23 protein-coding genes are annotated in these 25131 nt (G+C 68.1%); 8 read left to right on the plus strand and 15 right to left on the minus strand.

Going from position 1 to position 25131, the window contains the following annotated elements; translation table 11 throughout:
- Positions 1-71 precede the first annotated feature (71 nt).
- The 4 genes from qcrB to ctaE form a co-directional block, all read right to left on the minus strand.
- Positions 72-1697 carry a cytochrome bc1 complex cytochrome b subunit gene (gene qcrB / locus J0695_RS18020; RefSeq protein WP_206963102.1) on the minus strand — a complete coding sequence of 542 codons (1626 nt, stop codon included), beginning with the start codon at positions 1695-1697 and terminating at the stop codon, positions 72-74.
- Positions 1694-2749: a cytochrome bc1 complex Rieske iron-sulfur subunit gene (gene qcrA / locus J0695_RS18025; protein ID WP_206963103.1), complete on the minus strand. Its 1056-nt coding sequence runs from the start codon at positions 2747-2749 to the stop codon at positions 1694-1696. The genes qcrB and qcrA overlap by 4 nt, the downstream gene beginning before the upstream one ends.
- Positions 2746-3555, minus strand: a complete 810-nt coding sequence (qcrC, locus tag J0695_RS18030) for a cytochrome bc1 complex diheme cytochrome c subunit (RefSeq protein ID WP_206963104.1) — start codon at positions 3553-3555, stop codon at positions 2746-2748. The genes qcrA and qcrC overlap by 4 nt, the downstream gene beginning before the upstream one ends.
- A gap of 66 nt (positions 3556-3621) precedes the next feature.
- A complete protein-coding gene (ctaE, locus tag J0695_RS18035) occupies positions 3622-4242 on the minus strand; it encodes an aa3-type cytochrome oxidase subunit III (protein ID WP_206963105.1) in 621 nt (206 codons plus the stop codon).
- Positions 4243-4456: 214 nt separating this feature from the next.
- Between ctaE and J0695_RS18040 the strand changes: the two genes are divergently transcribed.
- Positions 4457-4858 carry a DNA-binding transcriptional response regulator gene (locus J0695_RS18040; RefSeq protein WP_206963106.1) on the plus strand — a complete coding sequence of 134 codons (402 nt, stop codon included), beginning with the start codon at positions 4457-4459 and terminating at the stop codon, positions 4856-4858.
- A 19-nt stretch (positions 4859-4877) separates the two neighbouring features.
- Here J0695_RS18040 and J0695_RS18045 read toward each other — a convergent pair whose 3' ends face one another.
- From J0695_RS18045 to ctaC, 4 genes are all read right to left on the minus strand, one after another.
- Positions 4878-6161, minus strand: a complete 1284-nt coding sequence (locus tag J0695_RS18045) for a L,D-transpeptidase (protein ID WP_206963107.1) — start codon at positions 6159-6161, stop codon at positions 4878-4880.
- A gap of 109 nt (positions 6162-6270) precedes the next feature.
- Positions 6271-6669 (minus strand): cytochrome c oxidase subunit 4, encoded by a 399-nt coding sequence (locus J0695_RS18050; RefSeq protein WP_206963108.1) that lies wholly within the window; start codon positions 6667-6669, stop codon positions 6271-6273.
- A complete protein-coding gene (gene ctaD, locus J0695_RS18055) occupies positions 6666-8399 on the minus strand; it encodes an aa3-type cytochrome oxidase subunit I (protein WP_206963109.1) in 1734 nt (577 codons plus the stop codon). The genes J0695_RS18050 and ctaD overlap by 4 nt, the downstream gene beginning before the upstream one ends.
- Positions 8396-9364, minus strand: coding sequence for an aa3-type cytochrome oxidase subunit II (ctaC, locus tag J0695_RS18060; RefSeq protein ID WP_206963110.1), 969 nt, complete (start codon positions 9362-9364; stop codon positions 8396-8398). Before ctaC ends, ctaD begins: the two co-directional genes overlap by 4 nt.
- 280 nt (positions 9365-9644) lie before the next feature.
- Here ctaC and J0695_RS18065 point away from each other — a divergent pair, with 280 nt between their 5' ends.
- Positions 9645-11054, plus strand: coding sequence for a cysteine desulfurase/sulfurtransferase TusA family protein (locus J0695_RS18065; protein WP_206963111.1), 1410 nt, complete (start codon positions 9645-9647; stop codon positions 11052-11054).
- A gap of 49 nt (positions 11055-11103) precedes the next feature.
- Here J0695_RS18065 and J0695_RS18070 read toward each other — a convergent pair whose 3' ends face one another.
- A complete protein-coding gene (locus J0695_RS18070) occupies positions 11104-12078 on the minus strand; it encodes a carbohydrate kinase family protein (RefSeq protein WP_206963112.1) in 975 nt (324 codons plus the stop codon).
- Between the two features lie 131 nt (positions 12079-12209).
- Between J0695_RS18070 and J0695_RS18075 the strand changes: the two genes are divergently transcribed.
- The gene (locus tag J0695_RS18075; RefSeq protein ID WP_206963113.1) at positions 12210-12392 is read left to right on the plus strand and encodes a hypothetical protein; all 183 of its coding nucleotides are present in this window, start codon (positions 12210-12212) and stop codon (positions 12390-12392) included.
- Between the two features lie 111 nt (positions 12393-12503).
- A complete protein-coding gene (locus tag J0695_RS18080; protein ID WP_206963114.1) occupies positions 12504-13934 on the plus strand; it encodes a hypothetical protein in 1431 nt (476 codons plus the stop codon).
- A 96-nt stretch (positions 13935-14030) separates the two neighbouring features.
- Here J0695_RS18080 and J0695_RS18085 read toward each other — a convergent pair whose 3' ends face one another.
- Positions 14031-14390, minus strand: coding sequence for a HesB/IscA family protein (locus J0695_RS18085; RefSeq protein WP_206963115.1), 360 nt, complete (start codon positions 14388-14390; stop codon positions 14031-14033).
- A 242-nt stretch (positions 14391-14632) separates the two neighbouring features.
- On the opposite strand from J0695_RS18085, the gene nadA reads away from it, so the two are divergent.
- A complete protein-coding gene (nadA, locus tag J0695_RS18090) occupies positions 14633-15814 on the plus strand; it encodes a quinolinate synthase NadA (RefSeq protein ID WP_206963116.1) in 1182 nt (393 codons plus the stop codon).
- A gap of 75 nt (positions 15815-15889) precedes the next feature.
- Here the strand turns inward: nadA and J0695_RS18095 are convergent, their stop codons facing one another.
- From J0695_RS18095 to J0695_RS18115, 5 genes are all read right to left on the minus strand, one after another.
- Complete coding sequence (locus tag J0695_RS18095) at positions 15890-19036, minus strand: efflux RND transporter permease subunit (RefSeq protein WP_206963117.1); 3147 nt, start codon at positions 19034-19036, stop codon at positions 15890-15892.
- 140 nt (positions 19037-19176) lie between these two features.
- On the minus strand, positions 19177-19860 hold the full coding sequence (locus J0695_RS18100) for a response regulator transcription factor (RefSeq protein ID WP_206963118.1): 684 nt from the start codon (positions 19858-19860) through the stop codon (positions 19177-19179).
- Positions 19857-21101, minus strand: coding sequence for a sensor histidine kinase (locus J0695_RS18105; RefSeq protein ID WP_206963119.1), 1245 nt, complete (start codon positions 21099-21101; stop codon positions 19857-19859). The genes J0695_RS18100 and J0695_RS18105 overlap by 4 nt, the downstream gene beginning before the upstream one ends.
- Before the next feature lie 155 nt (positions 21102-21256).
- Positions 21257-21535, minus strand: coding sequence for a PspA-associated protein PspAA (gene pspAA / locus J0695_RS18110; RefSeq protein ID WP_206963120.1), 279 nt, complete (start codon positions 21533-21535; stop codon positions 21257-21259).
- Between the two features lie 14 nt (positions 21536-21549).
- Complete coding sequence (locus J0695_RS18115) at positions 21550-22323, minus strand: PspA/IM30 family protein (protein ID WP_206963121.1); 774 nt, start codon at positions 22321-22323, stop codon at positions 21550-21552.
- A gap of 244 nt (positions 22324-22567) precedes the next feature.
- Here J0695_RS18115 and J0695_RS18120 point away from each other — a divergent pair, with 244 nt between their 5' ends.
- The 3 genes from J0695_RS18120 to J0695_RS18130 all read left to right on the plus strand — a co-directional run bounded on the left by J0695_RS18120 (position 22568) and on the right by J0695_RS18130 (position 25129).
- Positions 22568-23164 carry a DUF3043 domain-containing protein gene (locus J0695_RS18120; RefSeq protein ID WP_206963122.1) on the plus strand — a complete coding sequence of 199 codons (597 nt, stop codon included), beginning with the start codon at positions 22568-22570 and terminating at the stop codon, positions 23162-23164.
- A gap of 74 nt (positions 23165-23238) precedes the next feature.
- Positions 23239-23961: a class I SAM-dependent methyltransferase gene (locus J0695_RS18125; RefSeq protein WP_307798674.1), complete on the plus strand. Its 723-nt coding sequence runs from the start codon at positions 23239-23241 to the stop codon at positions 23959-23961.
- A 73-nt stretch (positions 23962-24034) separates the two neighbouring features.
- Positions 24035-25129, plus strand: a complete 1095-nt coding sequence (locus tag J0695_RS18130) for a S1C family serine protease (protein WP_206963123.1) — start codon at positions 24035-24037, stop codon at positions 25127-25129.
- Positions 25130-25131: the final 2 nt, after the last annotated feature.

Below are 25131 nucleotides of genomic sequence, written 5' to 3' on the forward strand. Positions count from 1 at the left end.
CGCCGGACAGCGAAGAGCCCCGTCCATCGGATGGACGGGGCTCCAGCTGTGGCGACCTTGAGGTCAGGTGATCAGTGGTGGCCGTGGCCGCTGGTGATCTCCTCGTGCTCCTGTGCGGTGGGCTTCTCGATCTGGCTCTCGCCGCCGTAGTAACCCTTGCTCAGCTTGGCCTTGAGCTTCTGCAGCGGCGACACCTTGCGCTCGACACCGTTCTCGTCGACCGAGGGGCCGATCTCGAGCGGCTTGTACTGCTCGTGCGCGGTGAGCGTGTGCATCTCCGCCGGCTTCAGCGGCTGGTGGATCTCCACGAACTCGCCGTGCGGCAGCCGCTTGATGACGCCGGACTCACGTCCGTGCAGCACCTTCTCGCGGTCACGGCGCTGCAGACCCAGGCACCACCGCTTGGTGAAGATGAACGCGAGTACCGGTCCGACGAACATGAAGATCCGGACGAACCAGGTGATCGCGTTGATCGACAGGTGGAAGTGCGTGGCCCAGAGGTCGTTGCCGCCACCGACGAGCAGGATCAGATAGAGCGTGATCCAGGCGACACCGACGCCGGTGCGCGTAGGAACGTTGCGCGGGCGGTCCAGGATGTGGTGCTCGCGCTTGTCGCCCGTGACCCAGGCCTCGATGAACGGGTAGACCGCGATCGCGACCAGGACCAGCGGGAAGATCACGATCGGGATGAACACACCCAGGACGAGCGTGTGACCCCAGGCGTTGATCTCCCAGCCCGGCATGATGCGGACCAGACCCTCGGAGAAGCCCATGTACCAGTCCGGCTGGGCGCCCGTGGACACCTGGTCGGGACGGTAGGGGCCCATCGCCCAGATCGGGTTGATCGAGGCGACCGCCGCCATGACCGCGATGACGCCGAAGACCAGGAAGAAGAAGCCTCCGGCCTTGGCCATGTAGACCGGCAGCAGCGGCATGCCCACGACGTTCTTGTTCGTACGTCCGGGACCCGCGAACTGCGTGTGCTTGTGGTAGAAGACCAGGATCAGGTGCGCCACCAGCAGGCCGAGCATGATGCCCGGCAGCAGCAGTACGTGGATCGAGTAGAACCGGGCGACGAAGTCACCGCCGGGGAACTCACCGCCGTACAGGAACATCGCCATGTACGAGCCCACGACCGGCACGGAGAGCAGCACGCCCTCCATGAACCGGACACCCGTACCGGAGAGCAGGTCGTCCGGGAGGGAGTAGCCGGTGAAGCCGGTGAACAGGCCGAGCATGAACAGCAGGAAGCCGAACAGCCAGTTGACCTCGCGCGGCTTGCGGAAGGCGCCCGTGAAGAAGACGCGCATCATGTGCACGAGCATGCCGGCGATGAAGATCAGCGCGGCCCAGTGGTGGATCTGCCGGATCAGCAGACCGCCGCGGATCTCGAAGCTGATGTTCATGGTCGAGGCGTAGGCCTCGGACATGCGCACACCCTGGAGCGGTGCGTACGGGCCGTGGTACACGACCTCGTTCATGCTCGGGTGGAAGAACAGCGTCAGATACACACCCGTGAGGATGATGATGATGAAGCTGTACAGGCAGATCTCACCGAGCATGAAGGACCAGTGGTCCGGGAAGATCTTGCGCATGTTGGTCTTGGCCAGGCCGTAGATGCCCAGGCGTCCGTCCGCCCAGTCGGCCACCCGCTCGCCGGCGGGCGCTTTGCGCTGTGAATCCGTCACGGTGCTCATCCGCGCTCCCAGAAGGCAGGACCGACGGGCTCTGCGAAGTCGCCGAGCGCTTCGAGGTTCCCCTCGCCGTTGACGCCGATCCGCAGCTGCGGCAGGGCGTGCCCGGCCGGGCCGAAGATGACGCGTGCGCCGTCGGACAGGTCGAAGGTGGACTGGTGGCACGGGCAGAGCACGTGGTGCGTCTGCTGCTCGTACAGGCTGATCGGGCAGCCGACGTGGGTGCAGATCTTGGAGTACGCGACGATGCCCTCGTGGGCCCACTCGCGTTCCTGCTTGTCCTTGATGTCTGCCGGCTGGATACGGACGATCATCAGGGCAGCCTTGGCGATCTGCGTCTGGAAGTCTTCCGCGTCCTCTTCCAGGCCCTCGGGCATGGCGAACGTCAGCGAGCCGACTGCTACGTCCTCAGGACGCAGCGGCTCGTTGGTGTTCATGTTGATGAGGACCTTGCCCTTGGCCCACAGGGTGGTGCGGAGCTTCTTCTCCGGCAGCGGACCGAGGTCGCGCAGCAGCATCACACCGGCGAGAGGCACCATGGCCATCGCGCCGAACATCGTGTTGCGGATGAGCTTGCGCCGGCCGAAGCCGGACTCCTCGGCACCCTGCTTGAAGTCCGCGAGGACCTGGGCCTTGGTCTCGGCGTCTGCCTCGATCGGGTGGCGGTCGGCCGGCGTCTCGACGTCCGACATCAGCGTGCGGGCCCAGTGGACCGCGCCCGCTCCGATGCAGAAGAGCGCCACGCCCAGGGTCATGCCCAGGGAGAAGTTGAGCGCGCTCACATGCCCGATCGGGAAGATGTAGACGATCTTGTCGACCGGGAAGGCCACGTACGACGCGATGAACGCGATCGTGGCGATCATCGACAGCGTGAACAGGAACGCGACCACGCGCTCGGAGCGCCTGGCGGCCCGCTCGTCGATGTCCTGGACGCGCGGCCTGTGGGCCGGCAGTCCCGGGTCGGCGAACGGATTGTCCGCACGCTCCACCGAGCCGTGCTCGCCTTCGCCCTGCGCGCTCGGCAGGTTCTCTTCGGAATTCTCGTTGCTACTCATGACTTCTTGGCCTTAGCGGTGTGGGCCGCGACCCAGATGGCTACTGCGACGAGCGCACCCAGACCGAAGATCCAGCCGAACAGACCCTCGCTGACCGGACCGAGGCCGCCCAGCTTGAGGCCGCCCTGGCTGGCGGAGTTGTCACCGTTGACGGTCTTGATGTACGCGATGATGTCCTGCTTGTTCTTCTCCGGCATCGTCGTGTCGGGGAAGGACGGCATGTTCTGCGGGCCGACCTGCATGGCCTCGTAGATGTGCTTCGCGTCCACGCCTTCCAGGCTCGGAGCGAACTTGCCGTTGGTCAGCGCGCCGCCTTCACCGGTGAAGTTGTGGCACTGGGCACAGTTGGTGCGGAACAGGTCACCGCCCTTGGCGATGTCTGCTCCCGCCGAGTCGTACTGCTTTTCCGTCGGCGTGATGGGGCCGGCGCCGAGAGAGGCCACGTACGCGGCGAGCTGATCGATCTCAGCCTGCGAGTAGATGACCTTCTTCTTCGGCACCTGGGCGCCGGGCTGCTGGGCAGGCATACGGCCGGTGCCGACCTGGAAGTCAACGGCGGCAGAGCCGACGCCGACCAGGCTGGGACCGTCCGAGGTGCCCTGACCACCGGTTCCGTGGCAGCTTGCGCAGCCGACGGAGTAGAGCTTCTTGCCTTCATCGATGGCAAGGGACTGAGAGGTCTCGTCGGCCTGTGCCGTGCCCGCGGGAGCGAACGCGGCATACAGCCCCCCGGTGGCCGCCAGCGCGAGGAGTAGGACGACGACCGCCGCCAGCGGATGGCGTCGTCGTGCGGAGAGCTTTTTCACGGATTACCCCGGTGTCAGGATCTTCTGCGTCGGTGCTTGCGGGATGAGTGGGGCGCGCGGGCCCGGCTACCTGATCAGGTAGATCGTGGCGAAGAGGCCGATCCAGACGACATCGACGAAGTGCCAGTAATAGGACACGACGATGGCGGCTGTGGCCTGCTCATGAGTGAATCTCTTGGCTGCGTATGTCCTGCCGAGTACGAGCAGGAAGGCGATCAGACCGCCTGTCACATGCATGCCGTGGAAGCCGGTGGTCAGGTAGAACACCGAACCGTATGGATCCGAGGAAAGCGAGAGGCCGTCCTTCTTCACCAGTTCGGTGTACTCGAAGACCTGGCCTCCGATGAAGATCGCACCCATCACGAACGTGATCATGAACCAGGAGCGGAGCTTCTTCACGTCGCCCCGCTCCGCGGCGAAGACGCCGAGCTGGCAGGTGAGGGAGGAGAGCACCAGGATCGTGGTGTTCGTCGCCGAGAACGGAAGGTTCAGGCTGTGCGCCATTTCCTTCCAGTGATCGGGACCCGTCACCGATCGCAGGGTGAAGTACATCGCGAAGAGGGCCGCGAAGAACATCAGCTCGGAACTCAACCAGATGATGGTTCCGACGCTGGTGAGGTTCGGTCGATTGACCGACGGGTGCGCGTGCCCGGTTTCTACTGTCGTTGCTGTCGCCACGACCGACATTATGTCGGTCGCTTATCCCGCCCTCACCCTGGGGGGTGCTGTTCGGTGTGTCAGGGGCGTGTGTCCTGCCCGAACGGCCCATCGGAAGACGGTCCGAAGCGGTGTTGACGGGGTGTCCGGCGGAGTAGCATCCGCGCCAGGGTTCACGCCCAACGAGCCCTACTGGCAACGAGTACACCGCATACGCCGAAGACACAGTCGTCACGGAGGAACAATGCAGCCGAGCGCCACGGTCCTGGTCTACAGCGACGACGCGAACACCCGCGAACAGGTGCGTCTTGCGGCGGGTCGCAGGCCGGCCGCCGACGTTCCCCCGGTGGAATTCCTGGAGTGCGCCACCCTCGACGCCGTCATGACCGCACTGGACCGCGGCGGGATCGACGTCTGCGTGCTGGACGGCGAGGCGGCCCCCGCGGGCGGCATGGGCGTCTGCCGGCAGATGAAGGACGAGATCTTCAACTGCCCGCCCGTGCTGCTGCTCATGGGCCGCCCGCAGGACGCCTGGCTGGCCACCTGGAGCCGTGCGGAGGCGGCGGTGACCCTTCCGGTCGAGCCGGTGGAGTTCGCCGGCACACTGGCCGCCCTGCTGCGCAGTGAGTCGGCCGTACGCATCTGAGCACTCCACCGGCTGCGGATCAGGCCGCGGTCGGCCGCAGCCGTGCCGATCCCGCGGATTCCTCGGAGTCCGCGGGGGCCGCGGGATCGCTGTTCCGCTGCGTACCGGCGTCCAGGGCACTGCCCTTGCGCCATTTGGCCCAGGACAGGTTCCAGTCGCCGAAGCCGTTGTCGAACGGCGTCATGGTGTCGCCCTCGCTGTTGACGACCGTGACGAGGTCGCCGGAGCGGAAGTTGTTGAAGAACCAGGCGGCGTTGTCGGTGCTCATGCCCGTGCAGCCGTGACTGACGTTGTCGTACCCCTGCGAGCCGACGGACCACGGGGCCGCGTGGACGTACTCACCGCTCCATGTGACGCGTGTCGCGTAGTAGACCGGCAGGTTGTACGAGTCCGAACTGCCCTCGGGGATACCGATGCTGGTACCGCGCATCTGTACGTAGTACTCCTTGCCCAGCACGACCTTGACGCCGTTGCGGGTGGAGTAGCCGGGCTTCCCCGTGGTGACCGGAATGGTATTGATCACGTTCCCGTTCCGCTTCACCGTCATGTAGTGCGAGCCGGAGTCCGTGACGGCCTCCATGCGGTCGCCCGTGGTGATCTTCAGGGGTGTCGCCGCGCCGCCGTACAGCTTGCCTTCGACCTTGATGCCGTCGAGGTTGCTGTGCACGTTGATGGTGGTGTGCGCGGGCCAGTACTCCTTGGGGCGGTAGTGCAGGAGATTGTCGTCCACCCAGTACCAGGCGCCGTCGACGGACGGCGAGGTCTCGACCCTCAGCGAACGCTCGACGACCGCCCTGGCGGCCGGGGACTTGATCTTCGCGCTGAGCTGGGCGGTGATGGGCTGTCCGACGCCGTACGTGCCGCCCTCGGGGCCGAAGGTGACCTTCAGCCGGTTGGAGGCGGCGGCGGTGTCGAAGGTGAGCGTCCTGAGGCCCGGTGCGCCGTCCTGGTCCTCGGTGCCCACCTTGACCGTGTAGTGGGCGTCTGCGGCCAGTGGGGCGGTCGAGTGCCATCTGCTGCCGTCGGCGGAGAGCTCGCCCGCCAGATAGCGTCCTGAGGCGTCTGTGGCGGTCACATCGGTGATGCGGCCGTCCGTGCCCCTGGCGGTGATCTCCAGAGGCTTGTCGGGGCTGGTCTTCCCGTTGCCCGCGGGACCGTTGAAGGAGACCTGCCCCGCCGCGTCGTACGGCTTCGCGGAGAGCGGGTTGGCGCCGGACCCTGCGCACGCGGTCGCTGACGCTGCCAGGGACGCGACCAGCAGGGTGCAGCTCAGGACCGTACGGATTCGAGGTGCGTGGCTCATGGGCTCACGTTATGAAGGCCAGTCAGATCCGGCACGCTGGGTGACTGCAAACGAGGGGCCCGGCCACCTGAACCGGTGACCGGGCCCCTCGTCGTGCATGGAACAGGTGTTACTGGTTCTGGTTCTCGCCGCGGTAGAACTCGAAGACCCAGCCGAAGAGGCCGATCAGGAGCAGCGGTGCGGAGAAGTACAGCAGCCACCAGCCCATGGCGATCGCCAGGAAGGCGAGAGCGCCACCGATGGCCAGCGAGATCGGCTGCCAGCTGTGCGGGGCGAAGAAGCCCACTTCACCGGCCTCGTCCGCGACATCGGCCTCGGTGTTGTCCTGCGCGAGAGCGTCCATCCGCCTGGCCGTGAAGGCCAGGTAGAAGCCGATCATCACGCTCAGGCCGAAGGCCATGAAGAGCGCCGTGGTTCCGGCGGCCTCCTTCGACCAGACGCCGTAGACGATGGCCATCGCGAGGATGAAGAAGCTCAGCCACAGGAACATCTTTCCCTGGACCTTCACTTGCCTGCCTCCTTGCCGCCGGCGAGGGCCTTGTCACCGAGGTCGTGGTTCTCGAGCTGGTCGAGAGCCGCGATCTCCGGGTGGTGCAGGTCGAACGCCGGGGATTCGCTGCGGATCCGCGGCAGTGTGAGGAAGTTGTGCCGCGGCGGCGGGCAGGACGTCGCCCACTCGAGCGAGCGGCCGTAGCCCCACGGGTCGTCGACTTCGACCTTCTTGCCGTACTTGGCGGTCTTCCAGACGTTGTAGAAGAACGGCAGGACCGACAGGCCGAGCAGGAAGGAGGAGATCGTCGAGATCGTGTTGAGCGCGGTGAACCCGTCGGCCGCCAGATAGTCGGCGTAACGACGCGGCATGCCCTCGACACCCAGCCAGTGCTGCACCAGGAACGTGCCGTGGAAGCCCACGAACAGGGTCCAGAAGGTGATCTTGCCGAGCCGCTCGTCCAGCATCTTGCCGGTGAACTTCGGCCACCAGAAGTGGAAGCCGGAGAACATCGCGAACACCACGGTGCCGAAGATGACGTAGTGGAAGTGCGCGACCACGAAGTACGAGTCCGAGACGTGGAAGTCCATCGGGGGCGAGGCCAGGATGACGCCGGTCAGACCACCGAAGGTGAAGGTGATCAGGAAGCCGACGGCCCAGAGCATCGGTGTCTCGAAGGACAGTGAGCCCTTCCACATCGTGCCGATCCAGTTGAAGAACTTCACGCCCGTTGGCACGGCGATCAAGAACGTCATGAAGGAGAAGAACGGCAGGAGCACTCCGCCGGTGACGTACATGTGGTGGGCCCACACGGTCACGGACAGGCCGGCGATCGCAATGGTGGCTCCGATGAGGCCGATGTAACCGAACATCGGCTTTCTGGAGAACACTGGGATCACTTCGGAAATGATTCCGAAGAATGGCAGGGCGATGATGTACACCTCTGGATGGCCGAAGAACCAGAAGAGGTGTTGCCATAGCAAGGCCCCGCCGTTGGCGGAGTCGAAGATGTGCGCACCGAACTTGCGGTCCGCCTCCAGCGCGAAGAGCGCGGCGGCGAGCACCGGGAAGGCCAGCAGGACCAGAACACCGGTCAGCAGGACGTTCCACACGAAGATCGGCATACGGAACATCGTCATGCCAGGGGCGCGCATGCAGATGATCGTGGTGATGAAGTTGACCGACCCGAGGATCGTGCCGAAGCCCGAGAAGGCCAGACCCATGATCCACATGTCGGCGCCGACACCCGGTGAGCGGACGGCGTCCGACAGCGGGGAGTAGGCGAACCAGCCGAAGTCGGCCGCGCCCTGCGGGGTGAGGAAGCCACCGACCGCGATGAGCGAGCCGAAGAGGTACAGCCAGTACGCGAACATGTTCAGCCGCGGGAACGCCACATCGGGCGCCCCGATCTGCAGCGGCATGATCCAGTTCGCGAATCCGGCGAACAGCGGCGTCGCGAACATCAGCAGCATGATCGTGCCGTGCATCGTGAACGCCTGGTTGAACTGCTCGTTCGACATGATCTGCGTGCCGGGGCGGGCGAGTTCGGCGCGCATGAAGAGCGCCATGATCCCGCCGATGCAGAAGAACGCGAACGACGTGACCAGGTACATCGTGCCGATCGTCTTGTGGTCAGTGGTGGTCAGCCAGCTGACGACGATGGATCCCGGCTTTTTGCGCCGTACCGGCAGCTCGCTCTCGTAGGAGTCTGCTGCCTCGGCACCCTGAGGTTCGTTGAGGATGCTCACAGGTTGTTCGTCTCCGCGTTCTTGGCGTGGCCAGTCTGCGCGATCCCGGCGGGGATGTAGCCGTTCTGGCCCTTCTTCGCCAGGTCCTTGAGGTGCTGCTCGTACCTCTCCTTGGAGACGACCTTCACATTGAAGAGCATCCGGGAGTGGTCGGTGCCGCAGAGCTCGGCGCACTTGCCCTTGAAGGTGCCCTCACGAGAAGGGGTCACCTCGAAGGAGTTGGTGTGGCCCGGGACGACGTCCATCTTCATCAGGAACGGCACCACCCAGAAGTCATGGATGACGTCGCGCGAGGTGAGAACGAAGCGGACCTTCTCGCCCTTCGGCAGCCACAGGGTCGGACCCGGGTTGCCGTTCTGCGGGTTACGGGTACCCGGGGTGCCGACGTCGTAGACGCCCTCGGCACTCGCCGGGAACTGGTTCAGGAACCTGTCCGGAATGTCCTTCAGTTCCTTGGACTTGGCGGCATCGCCGGTATCGGCCTTGCCGTCGACGTCCTCGATGTAGTTGAAGCCCCAGCTCCACTGGAATCCGACCACGTTGACCGTGACGGCCGGTGTGGTCGGGGAGAGCTTGAGGAGCTTCGTCTCATCACGCGCGGTGAAGTAGAAGAGCACCGAGACGATGATGAGGGGGACCACGGTGTACAGCGCCTCGATGGGCATGTTGTACCGGGTCTGCGGAGGGACCTCCACCTTGGTGCGGCTGCGCCGGTGGAAGATGACGCTCCAGATGATCAGCCCCCATACCAGCACGCCCGTGGCGAGCGCTGCCGCCCACGAGCCCTGCCAGAGGGAGAGGATCCGAGGGGCCTCTTCCGTTACCGGGGTGGGCATACCCAGGCGGGGAAAGTCCTTGTATGTGCAACCAGAGGCGGTCGCCAGGACCACGCCCGCGGTAAGCACCTGGAGCAGCTTCCGCCGCATCGGGCGCCGCGACGAGCGGTCGGAGCCGGTGGGACTCACGTAGCGCCTTCCCGAGAGTCTCGCCCGTGCGGCCCTGCGGCCGTCTCTCTGGTCGGTCGCCGGATCCTGCGCGGGCAGGGGTTTGGATGTTTATGCGGACCAAACCCTACTGGAGGCCATTTGGGGTCGCGCGGGGAGGGTGCCCAACGCGCCGTCCGACTCCCCGAAGGGATGGAATCCCGGCTTCCGAGGGCTATCTGACGGCCCCTCCCCTGACGGCGGATACGAACGGCGCCGGCCGGAGGAGCTGCGGGTCCCTACCGGGCGCTAGCGTGGCGGCGTGCCCTACTTCGACGCCGCGTCCTCCGCACCCCTGCATCCCGTCGCCCGCCAGGCTTTGCAGGCCTCGCTGGACGAGGGATGGGCCGATCCGGCCCGGCTCTACCGGGAGGGGCGGCGCGCCAGACTCCTCATCGACGCGGCGCGCGAGGCAGCCGCCGAGGCCGTCGGCTGCCGTCCCGACGAGCTCGTCTTCACCTCTTCGGGGACCCGTTCGGTCCATCTGGGAATTGCCGGAGCGCTTGCGGGACGTCGGCGTGTCGGACGTCATCTGGTCGTTTCGGCGGTCGAGCACTCCTCGGTGCTCCATTCGGCGGCAGCCCTGGCGGCGGACGGCGGTTCGGTGACCGAGGTGGCGGTGGACAGGACCGGCGCGGTGACCGCCTCCGCGTTCGCCGCCGCCCTGCGCGAGGACACCGCGCTGGCCTGTCTGCAGTCCGCCAACCACGAGGTGGGGACAGAGCAGCCCGTCGCCGAAGTTGCCGCCGCATGCCGGGCCGCGGGGGTGCCGCTGCTGGTGGACGCCGCACAGTCGCTGGCCTGGGGCCCGGTCGACGCACCCTGGTCGCTGCTCACCGCGAGTGCCCACAAATGGGGCGGACCGGCAGGGGTCGGGCTCCTTGCCGTACGAAAAGGTGTGAGGTTCGCTACTCAAGGCCCGGCGGACGAACGGGAGTCGGGGCGCTCCCCCGGTTTCGAGAACATCCCGGCGATCGTGGCGGCGGCCGCCTCGCTGCGTGCGGTACGGGCCGAGGCCGCGGCCGAGTCGCTGCGGCTGCGCGCCCTGGTGGACCGGATCCGGGCACGGGTGGCCGGGGCCGTGCCGGATGTCGAGGTGGTCGGAGATCCGGTGCGCCGGCTGCCGCACCTCGTCACCTTCTCCTGTCTCTATGTCGACGGGGAGACTCTGCTGCACGAGCTGGACCGGGCCGGTTTCTCGGTGTCGTCCGGGTCCTCGTGCACCAGTTCCACGCTGACGCCCAGTCATGTGCTGAAGGCGATGGGCGTGCTCTCGGAGGGCAATGTGCGGGTGTCGCTGCCGGTGGGGACCGCCGAGGCGGACGTGGAGCGGTTCCTGGAGGTGCTGCCGGCCGCTGTGGAGGGCGTACGCAAGCAGTTGGGGGCTCCGGCCGCGCCCGCCGCGGGAAGCGGCGGCAGGGAACGCCTGGAGGGCCTGGAGGAGCCGGCGGACCTGGTGGTCGACGCGCTGGGGAAGCTGTGCCCGATCCCGGTGATCGAGCTCGCCAAGGTCATCGGCGATGTGCCGGTGGGCGGGGTCGTGACGGTGCTGGCCGACGACGAGGCGGCGCGGCTCGACATCCCCGCGTGGTGCGACATGCGTTCGCAGGAGTACCTGGGGGCGCACCCGGTGGGCGGCGGAACCGCCTACCGGGTGCGGCGCAGCAACTAGACGCAGCAACTGGACGCGGCGACTGGAAGCGGCGACTGGAAGCGGCAATTCAGACGAGGAAGCCCTCGACCTCGGCCGCGGCCTCGTGGCCGTACGCCTTGGTGAAGCGGTCCATGAAGTGGGCGCGGCGCAGGGTGTACTCCTGGGTGCCGAGCGTCTCGATGACCAGGGTGGCGAGCATGCAGCCGATCTGGGCGGCGCGCTCCAGGCCGACACCCCAGGAGAGGCCGGAGAGGAAGCCCGCGCGGAACGCGTCGCCGACGCCCGTCGGGTCGACCTTGGCCTCCTCCTCGGCGCAGCCGACCTCGATCGGGTCGGAGCCGACGGCCTCGATACGGACGCCGCGCGAGCCGAGGGTGGTGACGCGGTGGCCGACCTTGCCCAGGATCTCCTTGTCGGTCCAGCCGGTCTTCGACTCGATGAGGCCCTTCTCGTACTCGTTGGAGAAGAGGTACGTCGCACCCTCGAGCAGCGTGCGGATGTCGTCCCCCGACATGCGCGCGATCTGCTGGGAGAAGTCCGCGGCGAAGGGGATCGAGCGGGACTTGCACTCCTCGGTGTGCCGGAGCATCGCCTCGGGGTCATCGGCGCCGATCAGGACCAGGTCCAGGCCGCCCACGCGCTCGGCCACCGAGTGGAGCTCGATCTGGCGGGCCTCGCTCATCGCGCCCGTGTAGAAGGAGCCGATCTGGTTGTGGTCGGAGTCCGTGGTGCAGACGAAGCGCGCGGTGTGCAGCACTTCGGAGATACGGACCGATCCGGTGTCGACGCCGTGGCGGTCGAGCCAGGCGCGGTACTCGTCGAAGTCGGAGCCCGCGGCGCCGACCAGGATCGGCTTGGTGCCGAGCTGGCCCATGCCGAAGCAGATGTTGGCGCCGACGCCCCCGCGCCGCACGTCGAGATTGTCGACGAGGAACGAGAGGGAGACCGTGTGCAGCTGATCCGCGACCAGTTGGTCGGCGAAGCGGCCGGGGAAGGTCATGAGGTGGTCAGTGGCGATGGAGCCGGTGACTGCGATGCGCACGGCGAGGACGCTCCTGTGGAGGAGGGAGGTTGACACTTCACGCTACCGGGTCGGCGGCTGTGCGCCGAAGCCGGGAAACTACCTGATAGTAGGGCTTTTTTCGCAGCGTCCCAGGTGCGTACGGTGCGGATATGGCGAACCCTGTCGAACTCAGCCTGATCGAACTCCGCGTCGACTGCGCCCGCATGGCTCCGCACTGGGTCGTGCCCGCCGCACCACTGCCCGAACCGGTCCATCCGTCGCTGATTCACGGCATCACCGTCCCGCCCGCATCCGCCCGTCTGATCGACTCGATGTCCCAGTACGGCGACTGAGGAGCGCCCGGAGGGAACCGTGCGCTCCCCCGTTCCGTCCCACCCGTGTCCCCCGTTGAGGGGATACGACGTACGGCACGGAACGGGAAGCACAAGGCGAAGGAGCGTGCGGTGAGCAGCGAGCGACCTGACAACGACGTGGTGAGCAGCCCCCGGCGGCGGCATTCCCCGCTCGCCGTCACCTCGGTCGCGGCAGCGGTGCTGCTGGCCGGTGGCGGTGGTGCGTACTGGGCGTCGACCGCCTTCGGCGACGACGGCGGTACGAAGAGCGGTGGTGAGCCCGCGGGCAGGGGCTCTCCTCCCCCGCTGTCGCTCGGCAACGGCGCCTCGAAGGGCGCCTCGCAGAGCGGCCCGCCGGGGATCGCACCCGGTGAGCCCGACCCGACCGGCGGACGGACCGTCTACCGGGCCGAGGGGAAACTCCCCGAGGGGAAGGACCGTGCGGCGGTGTACCGCGCGCAGGGCACGGTCTCCGCGGACGAGGTGAGGAAGCTCGCCGGCGCCCTCGGGTTCACGGACGCGCCGCGGCTGGAGGGGACCGCCTGGAAGGTGGGATCTCCTTCCGGTGGTCCGGGGCCGACGCTGCAGGTCAACAGGGAGGCGCCAGGCACCTGGACGTACGCACGCGCGGGTCGGGGCGAGGTCCCGCCGAGCGGTGAGGCCGCGGCGGTGAGCGAGCAGGCGGCCAGGGCCGCGGCCGCTCCCGTGCTGAAGGCGCTGGGCCAGGACGACGCGAAGCTCGACGCGGGCCAACTGATGGGCTCGGTCCGGGTGGTGAACGCCGATCCGGTGATCGACGGGTTGCCGACGTACGGCTGGATGACCGGGATCCAGGTGGGCGTGGGCAGTCAACTGGTGGGCGGCAGCGGCCAGTTGAAGCATCCAGTCAAGGGCGCGGAGTATCCGCTGATCAGCGCGGACGACGCGCTGAAGCAGCTCAACTCCGGTGGCTCGGCCGGTGGTTCGGTCGGTATCGGCGGGTGCGCGACGGTCGCGCCGCTGGACAGGGCGAGCAAGGAGACACCGGGAAGCCCGTGCCGGAAGGAGTCCCCGGCGCCGCCGCAGACGCTGGCGGTCAGCGGGGCACGGCTGGGGCTCGCGGTGGAGTTCCTCGACGGCCGGCAGGCGCTCGTACCCTCGTGGCTCTTCGAGGTGAAGCCGGCGGGCGGGGCACAGCACTTCACCGTGGTGCAGCGCGCGGTGGACCCGCAGTACATCACCGCGCCTTCGATCAGCCCCACCGAGGAGCAGAACCACCCGGGCACCGGCACCGGCACCGACGGGCGGCGCATCGTGTCCTACTCCGCCGACGGCCGGAAGCTGACCGTGCACTTCTGGGGCGGGGTGTGCAGCACCTACGGGGCGAGCGCGAGCGAGGACGGATCGGCGGCGCGGGTGACGGTGACCGAGAAGAAGCCGGAGAAGGGGCGGGTCTGCATCATGATCGCCAAGGATCTGGCGCGGACCGTCACGCTGGACAAGCCGCTGGGCGACCGGAAGGTCGTGGACGCGTCGAGCGGGCAAACCGTACCGCGGTCGTAGTTCCTTGCGTACGGAAACGACGGAGGCGGCGGTCCCGGAGATGTCCGGGGCCGCCGCCTTCGTCAGTGCCCGTGCGGCCGAGCCGCACGGTGACGCCTAGCTGAACGAGTCGCCGCAGGCGCAGGAGCCCGTGGCGTTCGGGTTGTCGATCGTGAAGCCCTGCTTCTCGATGGTGTCGACGAAGTCGATCGAGGCGCCGCCCAGGTACGGGGCGCTCATCCGGTCGGTGACGACCTTGACGCCGCCGTCGAACTCCTTGGTGACATCGCCGTCGAGCGAGCGCTCGTCGAAGAAGAGCTGGTAGCGGAGGCCGGAGCAGCCGCCGGGCTGGACGGCGACACGCAGTGCGAGGTCGTCACGGCCTTCCTGGTCGAGCAGGGCCTTGACCTTGCCCGCGGCAGCCTCGGACAGGAGGATGCCGTCGCTGACAGTGGTCTTCTCGTCCGATACGGACATCTGCTTCACTCCCGGGTTGTACGGACTGCTTGCCGACGGATGCAACCGGCGGGGCCGCGGATTCATTCCGGGCCATGGCATAAGTCTTTCCCCTTCATGCTCGCACACCCGGTCGGGGGTGGGCGCGGTCCGTACCACTTGGGATGCGTCACATCGACACAATGGCCATCGTCAAGGTGACGTAAAGCGGTTATGATAGATAACGTCATTTCGACGAGAAGTCCTTCTGCGGAGAAGAAAGGGTGCGTGTCGTGACCACCGCCCAGCCCCTGGATGTACAGCCCACCCCACTGGCGCTGCTGCTGCTCGGCCGCGAGGCCGACCCGAAGAGCGAGCGCGGCGTGGAGTGCCCCGGCGACCTGCCGTCCCCGTCCGATCCGGACCTGGTCGAGCGGGCCCGTGCGGCCAAGGAGAAGCTCGGGGACAAGGTCTTCGTCCTCGGCCACCACTACCAGCGCGACGAGGTCATCCAGTTCGCCGACGTCACCGGTGACTCCTTCAAGCTCGCCCGCGACGCGGCCGCGAGGCCCGAGGCCGAGTACATCGTCTTCTGCGGTGTGCACTTCATGGCCGAGTCGGCCGACATCCTCACCTCCGACGACCAGAAGGTCGTCCTGCCCGACCTGGCCGCCGGCTGCTCGATGGCCGACATGGCCACCGCCGAGCAGGTCGCGGAGTGCTGGGACGTACTGACCGAGGCCGGCATAGCCGAGCAGGTCGTGCCCGTCTCGTACATGAACTCCTCCGCCGACATCAAGGCCTTCACCGGCAAGCACGGCGGCACGATCTGCACCTCGTCGAACGCGAAGAAGGCTCTGGAATGGGCCTTCGAGCTGGGCGAGAAGGTGCTCTTCCTCCCGGACCAGCACCTGGGCCGCAACACCGCCGTCCGCGACCTGGGCATGTCGCTGGAGGACTGCGTCCTCTACAACCCGCACAAGCCGAACGGCGGGCTGACGGCCGAGGAACTGCGCAACGCCAAGATGATCCTGTGGCGCGGCCACTGCTCGGTGCACGGCCGCTTCTCGGTCGATTCGGTGAACGACGTCCGTGAGCGGATTCCGGGTGTACGGGTCCTGGTGCACCCCGAGTGCAAGCACGAGGTCGTCGCGGCCGCCGACGAGGTCGGCTCCACGGAGTACATCATCAAGGCCCTCGACGCGGCTCCGGCCGGCTCGAAGTGGGCGATCGGGACCGAGCTGAACCTGGTGCGCCGGCTCGCCAACGCGCACCCGGACAAGGAGATCGCCTTCCTCGACAAGACGGTCTGCTTCTGCTCGACGATGAACCGGATCGACCTGCCGCACCTGGTGTGGACGCTGGAGTCCCTCGCCGAGGGCAACCTGGTCAACCGGATCGAGGTCGACCGCGAGACCGAGCAGTTCGCGAAGCTGGCGCTGGAGCGGATGCTGGCACTGCCGTAGCCGCCGTGGCACGGCCGCGCACACGGAAAGGCCCCGGCACCGAGGAACAGTGCCGGGGCCTCCCGCTGTCGTGACTCAGACGTTCACGGTCTCCTGCTCCGTGTCCGACTGGGCCGGAATACCGGCCTTCTTCTCGCGCTTGGCCGCCTTCTTGGCCGCCCGGCGCTCCTTGCGGAGCTCCACCAGCGCGTACAGCGTCGGCACCAGGAGGAGCGTCAGCAGCGTCGAGGTGATCAGACCGCCGATCACCACCACCGCGAGCGGCTGCGAGATGAAGCCGCCCTCGCCCGTGACGCCGAGCGCCATCGGGAGCAGCGCGAAGATCGTCGCGAGAGCCGTCATCAGGATCGGACGCAGCCGGTGGCGGCCGCCTTCCACGACGGCCTCGACGACGCCCATGCCCTGCTTGCGGTACTGGTTGATCAGGTCGATCAGCACGATCGCGTTCGTGACCACGATGCCGATGAGCATCAGCATGCCGATCATCGCCGGGACACCCATCGGGGTGCCGGTGATCACCAGCAGGCCGATGGCGCCGGTGGCGGCGAACGGGATGGAGACCAGCAGGATCAGCGGCTGGATCAGCGAGCGGAACGTCGCCACCAGCAGCATGAAGACGATCGCGATGGCCGCCAGCATGGCCAGCGCCAGATTGACGAAGGCGTCGCTCTGGTCGGAGGAGACTCCGCCGATCTCGACGCTCGCGCCCGCGGGGAGCTTCTTCTCGATCTCGTCGATCTTGGACTGGAGGGCGGTCGTGACCGCTCCCGTGTTGTCACCCTTGGGCTTCGCCGTGATCGTCGCGGCGCGGGCGCCGTCGATCCTGGTCATCGAGACCGGGCCGGGGACGAGCTTCACCTCGGCGATGTCACCGAGCTTGACGCGCCCCAGGCTGAGGTTCCTCAGCTGGTCCAGGGTGGTGGCCGGGCGCGAGGACTTGATCACGATGTCGCGCTCGGTGTCGTCCAGGATCGCCTTGCCCGAGTCGGTGCCGCGCACCGCCTGGGCCACGGCCGCACCCAGCGTCGTCTCGTTGTAGCCCGCGTCGGCCGCCTTGGCGTTGGCCTTCACGGAGATACGCGGCACGGACTGCGAGAGGTCGCTCGTGACGTCCTTGGCGTCCTTGAGGCTCGCCACCGCGGCCTGCACCTGGTCGGAGGCCTTGCGCAGGGTGTCGCCGTCGCCCGCCTTGACCACGACGCTCAGGTTCTGGTCACCGAAGCCGCCGCCCGAGCCGACCGTCGTCTCACCGACGCCGTCGAGCTTGGCCAGCTCCTTCTCCAGGCGGTCCTGGGTGGCGCTGTAGTCGTCGGCGCTCTTCAGCGTGAGCTGGTACGAGGCCTGGTTGGCGCCCGTACCGCCGCCGAAGGCCGCCATGAAGCCGGACGAGCCGACCGTGACCTGGTAGTCCTTGATCGTGTCGATCCCGGCGAGGACCGTCTCGACCTTCTTCGCCGCCGCGTCGGCCGCGTCCAGGCTGGTGCCCGGGGTCAGCTCCTGCTTCAGCGTGAGGGTTTCCTGGTCGCCCTGGTCGAAGAAGTTGGTCTTCAGACCCGAGGCCAGGCCGACGGTGCCGACGAGGACGACCGCCGCGATGACCAGGCTGGTGATACGACGGCCGGTCGCGAAGCGCAGCACCGGGACGTAGAGGCGCTGCAGCGGGCTGCGGGCCTCCTTCTCCTCCGCCTTGCGGCGCAGTTCCTCGGGATCGACGCCTTCCGAGCCCTTGGGGGCGCGGAGGAACCAGTACGAGAAGACCGGCACCACGGTGAGCGAGACGAGCAGGGAGGCGAGCAGGGCGGCCGTCACCGTGATGGAGAACGAGCCGAAGAGCTGACCCACCATGCCGCCGACCAGGCCGATCGGCAGGAAGACCGCGACCGTGGTGAGCGTGGAGGACGTGACCGCTCCGGAGACCTCCTTGACCGCGGCGATGATCGCGGACTGGCGCTCCTCGCCGTAACTGAGGTGACGCTTGATGTTCTCCAGGACCACGATCGAGTCGTCGACGACACGGCCGATGGCGATGGTCAGCGCGCCCAGGGTCAGGACGTTGAGGGAGAGGTCACGGGTCCACAGCACGATCAGCGCCAGGAGGACCGAGAGGGGGATGGAGATGGCCGTCACCAGCGTGGAGCGCAGCGAGGCCAGGAAGATCAGGATGATGATCACGGCGAAGAGCAGACCGAGGGCGCCCTCGGTGGTGAGGCCGGAGATCGACTTCGAGACGGACGGGCCCTGGTCGAAGATGACCGTGAGGTCGGTGTCGGAGCCGAGGGCCTTGCGCAGCTCGGGGAGCTTGTCGTCGACGGCGTTCGAGATGCCGACGGCGCTGCCGTTCTGGTCCATCGTGAGCGAGACCGAGAGGCTCGGCTTGCCGTTGGTGCGGGTGATGGAGACGGCCGTCGCGGGCTGCTCCTTCACCGTGGCCACGTCGCCGAGGCGAACGGGCTTGCCGGGCTTGCCCGTTGCCGACTGCGGCTGCAGGGCGATGCGCAGGTCCTCGATCTGCTGCACCGAGGTGTAGCCGCCGCCGACCTGGACCGTGCGGCTCTTGCCGTCCTCGGAGAAGTTGCCGGCCGGCAGCGTCGCGCCGCCCGCCTGCAGCGCCTGGCTGAGCGAGAGGGTGTTGAGACCGGCCGCGGCCAGCTTCTTGTCGTCGGGGGTGACCGTGACCTGGAGGTCCTGGACGCCGTCGACGCTGACCTGGCCGACACCGTCGATGTCCTGGAGCGCGGGAACGACCGACTTGTCGAGCCGGTCGGCGAGCGCCTGCTGGTCCTTGGTCGAGGAGACGGCGAGGACGACGGTCGGGATGTCGTCCGTGGAGCCGGCCACGACCTGGGGGTCCACGTCGTCCGGGAGCTGGGCGCGGGCGCGGTTGACGGCCTGCTGGACGTCGGCGACCAGCTGCTTGGTGCCGTTGCCGTAGTCGAACTGGGCCATGATCACGGCGTTGCCCTCGCTCGCCGTGGAGGTCAGGCCCTTCACGCCGTCGACGGCCTTGATGGTGTTCTCGAGCGGTTCGACGACCTGCTTCTCGACCACATCGGGGGACGCGCCCTGGTACGGAGCGATCACCGACACCATCGGAAACTCGATGGTGGGCAGCAACTGCTGCTTGAGCTGCGGGATCGCGATGGCGCCGAAGACGACGGCGACGATCGAGATCAGCCCGATCAGGGCCCGTTGCGCGAGGCTGAATCTTGACAGCCAGGACATGGGGTCTCTCTTCTGTGGCGTACGAGGCAGGAGGACACAATCAGGTGCCCGCTTATACCTTCAGCCACAAGGGAGGCCACATTCCTCGCTCGCAGGTCTCTTCCTTATCCGGCGCATACAGCAGGTGGAGTACGCCGCCACTACGCCCTTGGGTGGACCAGGCCCGATTCATAGGCGATTACCACCAATTGGGCCCGGTCGCGGGCGCCCAGCTTCGCCATCGCCCTGTTCACATGGGTCTTGACGGTCAGCGGGCTCACCGTGAGGCGTTCGGCGATCTCGTCGTTGGAGTGGCCGCCCGCGACCTGGACGAGCACCTCGCGCTCGCGGACGGTGAGCGCCTCGAGCCGCTTCGCGTACGCCTCCGGGTCGGGCCCTCCGTCCGAACTGCCGCCCTGCGCAAGGAACTTGGCGATCAGACCTCTGGTCGCCACCGGTGAGAGCAGTGCCTCGCCCGATGCCACGATCCGGATCGCGTTGAGCAGTTCGTCCGGCTCCGCCCCTTTTCCGAGGAAGCCCGAGGCGCCGGCGCGGAGCGACTGGACGACGTACTCGTCCACCTCGAAGGTCGTCAGCATCACGACGCGTACCGCGGCCAGTTCGGGGTCCGCGCTGATCCTGCGGGTCGCGGCGAGGCCGTCCGTGCCGGGCATCCGGATGTCCATCAGGACGACGTCGGCCCTGGCCGAGCGGGCCAGCTCGACCGCCTCCGCGCCGTCCGCCGCCTCCCCGACGACCTCCATGTCGGGCTCGGAGTCCACCAGGACGCGGAACGCGCTGCGCAGCAGCGCCTGGTCGTCGGCGAGCAACACTCTGATCGTCATGGACTCTCCCCTGCCGCGGCCTTGACCGGAAGGATCGCATGTACGCGGAAGCCGCCGCCGTAGCGGGGGCCCGCCGAGCAGGAGCCGGTCAGCGCGGTGGCGCGCTCGCGCATCCCGATGAGGCCGTGGCCGCCGCCCTCGCCGGGCGCCGGGGCATCCTCCCGGCCGGTGCCCGCACCGTCGTCGAGGACCGTGACCTCCACACAGCGGTCCACCCGGACCACGCTGACCTCGGCTTTCGCGCCCTCGCCCGCATGCTTCTGCACATTGGTGAGCGCTTCCTGGATGATCCGGTACGCCGCCAGGTCGACGGCGGCGGGAAGGCCCACCGGCGCGTCGGTACGGGCCACCTCCACCGGGAGGCCGGCGTTGCGGAAGGTGTCGACCAGCGCGTCCAGCACGGCCAGACCGGGGGCCGGTTCGGTGGGCGCCTCGGGGTCGCCCGACTGGCGCAGGAGGCCGACCGTGGCGCGGAGTTCGTTCAGCGCGGACCGGCTGGCCTCCCGTACATGGGCGAGTGCTTCCTTCGCCTGGTCCGGGCGCTTGTCCATGACGTGGGCCGCCACTCCGGCCTGGACGTTGACCAGGGCGATGTGGTGGGCGACGACGTCGTGCAGATCGCGGGCGATACGCAGCCGCTCCTCGGCGACCCGGCGCCGGGCCTCCTCCTCGCGGGTGCGTTCCGCACGCTCGGCCCGCTCACGGATGGCGTCGACGAAGGCGCGGCGGCTGCGGACGGCATCGCCCGCGGCGGCGGCCATCCCGGTCCAGGCGAAGATGCCGAGGTTCTCCTGGGAGTACCAGGGGGCCGCGCTGAAGCCCATCGCGAAGGCCGTCAGCACGGCCATGGTGAGCAGGCCGACCCGCCAGGTGGTGGGGCGGTCGGTGCGCGAGGCGATGCTGTAGAGCGCGACGACGGCACTCATCGCGACGGGCGCCGGCGGAACGGCGAAGACCAGCTCCACGGCGGTGACCAGGCAGGTCACGGCGAGCACGGTCATCGGTGCGCGGCGCCTGAACACCAGGGCCCCGGCCCCGATCGCGATCAGGACGAGGCTGAGGAGTTCGGGGGTCCGGGTGACGAAGGTGTGGCCGTCGGGGCCCCGCGGATCGATGAAGGACCCGAAGACCATGCAGATGAGGACGGCCAGGGCGAGGGCCGCGTCGAGGGCGAGGGGGTGGACCCGCAACCAGGCTCGCAGGCGCGCGTAGCTGGGGGGTGCCTTTGACGGGGTACTCACGTGTGCCAACGGTACGGGGTGCGATCGGGCGGGCGTACCCACTCGGGGGCTCCGCCCCCGGACCCCCGCTCCTCAATCGCCGGAGGGGCTTGAACGATCAAGCCCGTCCGGCGCTTGAGGACACGCGGCCGGAGGCCGTGTACGGGGGCCGGACGTCAGCCCGGGATCAGCCCGTCGTCGCTGAGCATCTCCTTGACCTCGTCCAGACTCGCGTCCGGGCTCGGCAGAATCAGCTCCGAGGGCTCCAGCGCGTCGTCCGGCAGAGGCGCGCCCAGCCTTCGTACGGCATCGAGCAGCGCACCCAGCGTCCGGCGGAAGCCTTCCGCGTCGCCGCTCTCCATCTCGGCGAGCAGTTCGTCGTCCAGCTTGTTCAGCTCGACGAAGTGGCTGTCCGCCAGATTCAGCTGGCCTTCCCCCATGATCCGTACGATCATGCCGGCGCCCGTCCTTACTGCTTGTCGAACTTCGGGGTCTGCTGGTCCTGGGGACCGCCCTCAATAGCCTGCTTCGAAGTCGGGCCGCCCGCCAGTTCGGCCTTCATCCGCTGCAGTTCCAGCTCGACGTCGCTGCCGCCGGAGATCCGGTCCAGCTCGGCGGTGAGGTCGTCCTTCGCCATGCCGGTCGGGTCGTCCAGCGCGCCCGACGCCAGGAGCTCGTCGATCGCACCGGCCCTGGCCTGCATCTGCGCGGTCTTGTCCTCGGCCCGCTGGATCGCGAGGCCGACGTCGCCCATCTCCTCGGAGATGCCGGAGAAGGCCTCGCCGATACGGGTCTGCGCCTGGGCCGCGGTGTACGTGGCCTTCAGCGTCTCCTTCTTCGTGCGGAAGGCGTCGACCTTGGCCTGCAGGCGCTGGGCGGCGAGCGTGAGCTTCTCCTCCTCGCCCTGCAGCGTGTGGTGCTGCACCTCGAGATCGGAGACCTGCTGCTGCAGCGCCGCCCGGCGGGACAGCGCTTCGCGCGCCAGGTCCTCACGGCCGAGGGCGAGCGCCTTGCGGCCCTGGTCCTCCAGCTTGGTGGACTGGCCCTGGAGCTGGTTCAGCTGCAGTTCCAGGCGCTTGCGTGAGGTCGCCACGTCGGCGACACCCCTGCGCACCTTCTGCAGCAGCTCAAGCTGCTTCTGGTAGGAGTAGTCGAGGGTTTCGCGCGGGTCCTCAGCCCGGTCCAGGGCCTTGTTGGCCTTCGCGCGGAAGATCAACCCCATACGCTTCATGACACCGCTCATGGGCTTCGCGCGCCCCCTTCTGTACGGACTTCAGCTCCAGCACTTGAACCCACAGTACGGGCCCTGTCTCTATTACCGCACTGTTCGGGAGCGGATGCGCTCCTCCCCAAGGACGACTGGTCCCTGATCCGCTCCGGCGTAGGGAGTAGGTGACCCTAGGGGTAACCACTACAGAACCCAACGTTGCGGGATCGTTCCCCCTGAGGCTGGGGTCCATGCACGTCACCCCGTACCCTTGGGCATTGTGTTCCGAAGCCGCGCGAATGAAGAGAAGGCCGCCACCGGCAAGGTGACGACGGACCTCTCCCAGCAGACCCGTGACCCGCAGGCCCCGAAGGGCCGCCCCACTCCGAAGCGGAGCGAGGCGCAGACCCAGCGGCGCCGTGCCGTCACGCCGACGACCGACCGCAAGGAGGCCGCCAAGCGCCAGCGCGACGTCCGCAGGACGGATCTCGCCAAGCAGCGCGAGGCCCTCGCCAGCGGTGACGAGCGCTATCTGCCGGCCCGCGACAAGGGCAAGGTCCGGCGCTTCGCCCGCGACTTCGTCGACTCGCGGTTCTGCATCGCGGAGTACTTCCTCCCGATGGCAGTGATCATCCTGGTGCTCTCCATCGTCCAGGTGCCCGGCATCCAGAACATCGCGCTGCTGCTCTGGCTCTTCGTGATCGTCCTGATCGTCGTGGACTCGATCGGCATCTGGCTCCGGCTGAAGAAGCAGATCAACCTGCGCTTCCCGGACGAGCCCAAGCGCGGCGCGGTGGCCTACGGCCTGATGCGTACGCTCCAGATGCGCCGGATGCGGCTGCCGAAGCCGCAGGTCAAGCGCGGAGAGCGACCCTGACCAGCACGGAGGCCCAGGGCTTCGATGGTGCGTCGCCCGCCTGGCTGAAGGGCCTGGGCGGGCTGCGCAACACCGTGCGTCAGGAGCTTGTCGCCCGTCAGGTCGACGAGCAGATAGCCGTCCGGTTCCCGGTCGGCCAGCGGCTGAGAGTGCTCGACGTCGGCATGGGCCAGGGCACCCAGGCGCTGCGCCTCGCCCGGGCGGGCCACTCGGTCACCGGTCTCGAGTCGGACGCCGGAATGCTCAAGGCGGCCCGCGACGCGCTGACCACCGAGCCCGAAGGCATCCGCGAGCGGGTGCGCTTCCTGGAGGGCGACGGCCGGGAAACCGGTGTGCACTTCCTGCCGGGCAGCTTCGACGTGGTGCTCTGCCACGGGGTGCTGATGTATGTGACCGAGCGGGACGCCATGCTCGCGGGCCTGGCCCGGATGCTGGCGCCCGGCGGTCTGCTCTCGCTGCTCGTACGGAACGCCGACGCGCTCGCCATGCGCCCCGGGCTCGCCGGGGACTGGCCCGCGACTCTTGCGGCCTTCGACACGGACTCGTACACCAACCGGCTCGGCCTGGACGTGCGCGCCGACCACCTGGACGCGCTGACGGCGACGCTCGCCGGGATCGCCGCCCCGCTGCACACCTGGTACGGCGTGCGGGTCTTCACCGACCTCGTCGGCAATGACCAGGAACTGCCGCCCGCCCAGGAGCTGGACCAGATCCTGGCCGCGGAGGACCGGGCCGGGCGCACGGATCCCTACCGCCGGGTGGCCGCGCTTCTTCACCTTTGCGGCGTACGGGGCTGACCTGCCCCTCCTCACCCCCTGATCGGCGGCGCACAGCGGGCCGAACCCAGCGGGCAAAAGAGACACTTCGGGCATGTATGGATCACGTACCCGGCGGCTGCTGCTGCCCCTGAGCGCAGGTGTCTGCGCCATTGCCCTGGTCGGTGGCTGCTCCGACTCCGGTTCAGGCTCCGGCTCCGGCTCCAGTTCTCCTTCGCCCTCCGGCTCCTCGTCGTCGGATGCCTCCTCGTCTTCTTCGGGATCCGGCAACGATCTGCAGAGCGACTACCAGACGACGATCAAGAACGTGCTGCCCTCGGTCGTCCAGATCGTGGCCGACTCGGACCTCGGCTCCGGCATCGTCTACGACGACAAGGGCCATATCGTCACCAACGCCCATGTGGTCGGCAGCTCGAAGACCTTCCAGGTCACCACCGCCACCGGCAGCGAGCAGCTGACTGCCTCGCTGGTCTACAGCTACCCCGACCAGGATCTCGCCGTCATCAAGCTGGACAAGATCCCCGCCGGGATGCAGGCCGCGAAGTTCGCCGACTCGGCCAAGGTCGACATGGGGCAGATCGTGCTGGCGATGGGGTCCCCGCTGGGCCTCTCCAGCAGCGTCACCCAGGGCATCGTCTCCGCCACCGGACGGACCGTGAGCGAGGGCCGCTCGGGCGGCGGTACCGGGGCCACCATCGGCAACATGGTGCAGACATCGGCCGCGATCAACCCCGGCAACAGCGGGGGCGCGCTGGTCAACCTCGACAACCAGGTCATCGGCATCCCGACGCTGGCCGCCACCGATCCCGATCTGGGCGGCAGCGCGGCGCCCGGCATCGGCTTCGCCATCCCCTCGTCGACGGTCACCACCATCGCCGACCAGATCATCAAGAGCGGCAAGGTCACGGACTCGGGGCGGGCGGCGCTGGGCATCACCGCCCGTACGGTCGTCGACGACGACTTCCAGCCCGCGGGCGTGGCGGTCGTCTCCACCACGGACGGCGGGGCGGCGGCCAAGGCGGGGCTGAAGGCCGGGGACATCATCACGAAACTCGGCGACACCGGGATCACGACGATGAACTCGCTGTCGGAGGCGCTGGCTTCGGACGCGCCGGGGCAGAAGGTTCAGGTGACGTACGAGCGGGACGGCAGCAGCAAGACTGTTGAGGTCACGCTGGGCGAGATGTAGGG

The sequence above is a fragment of the Streptomyces beijiangensis genome, from assembly GCF_017315755.1.
Lineage (GTDB): Bacteria > Actinomycetota > Actinomycetes > Streptomycetales > Streptomycetaceae > Streptomyces > Streptomyces beijiangensis.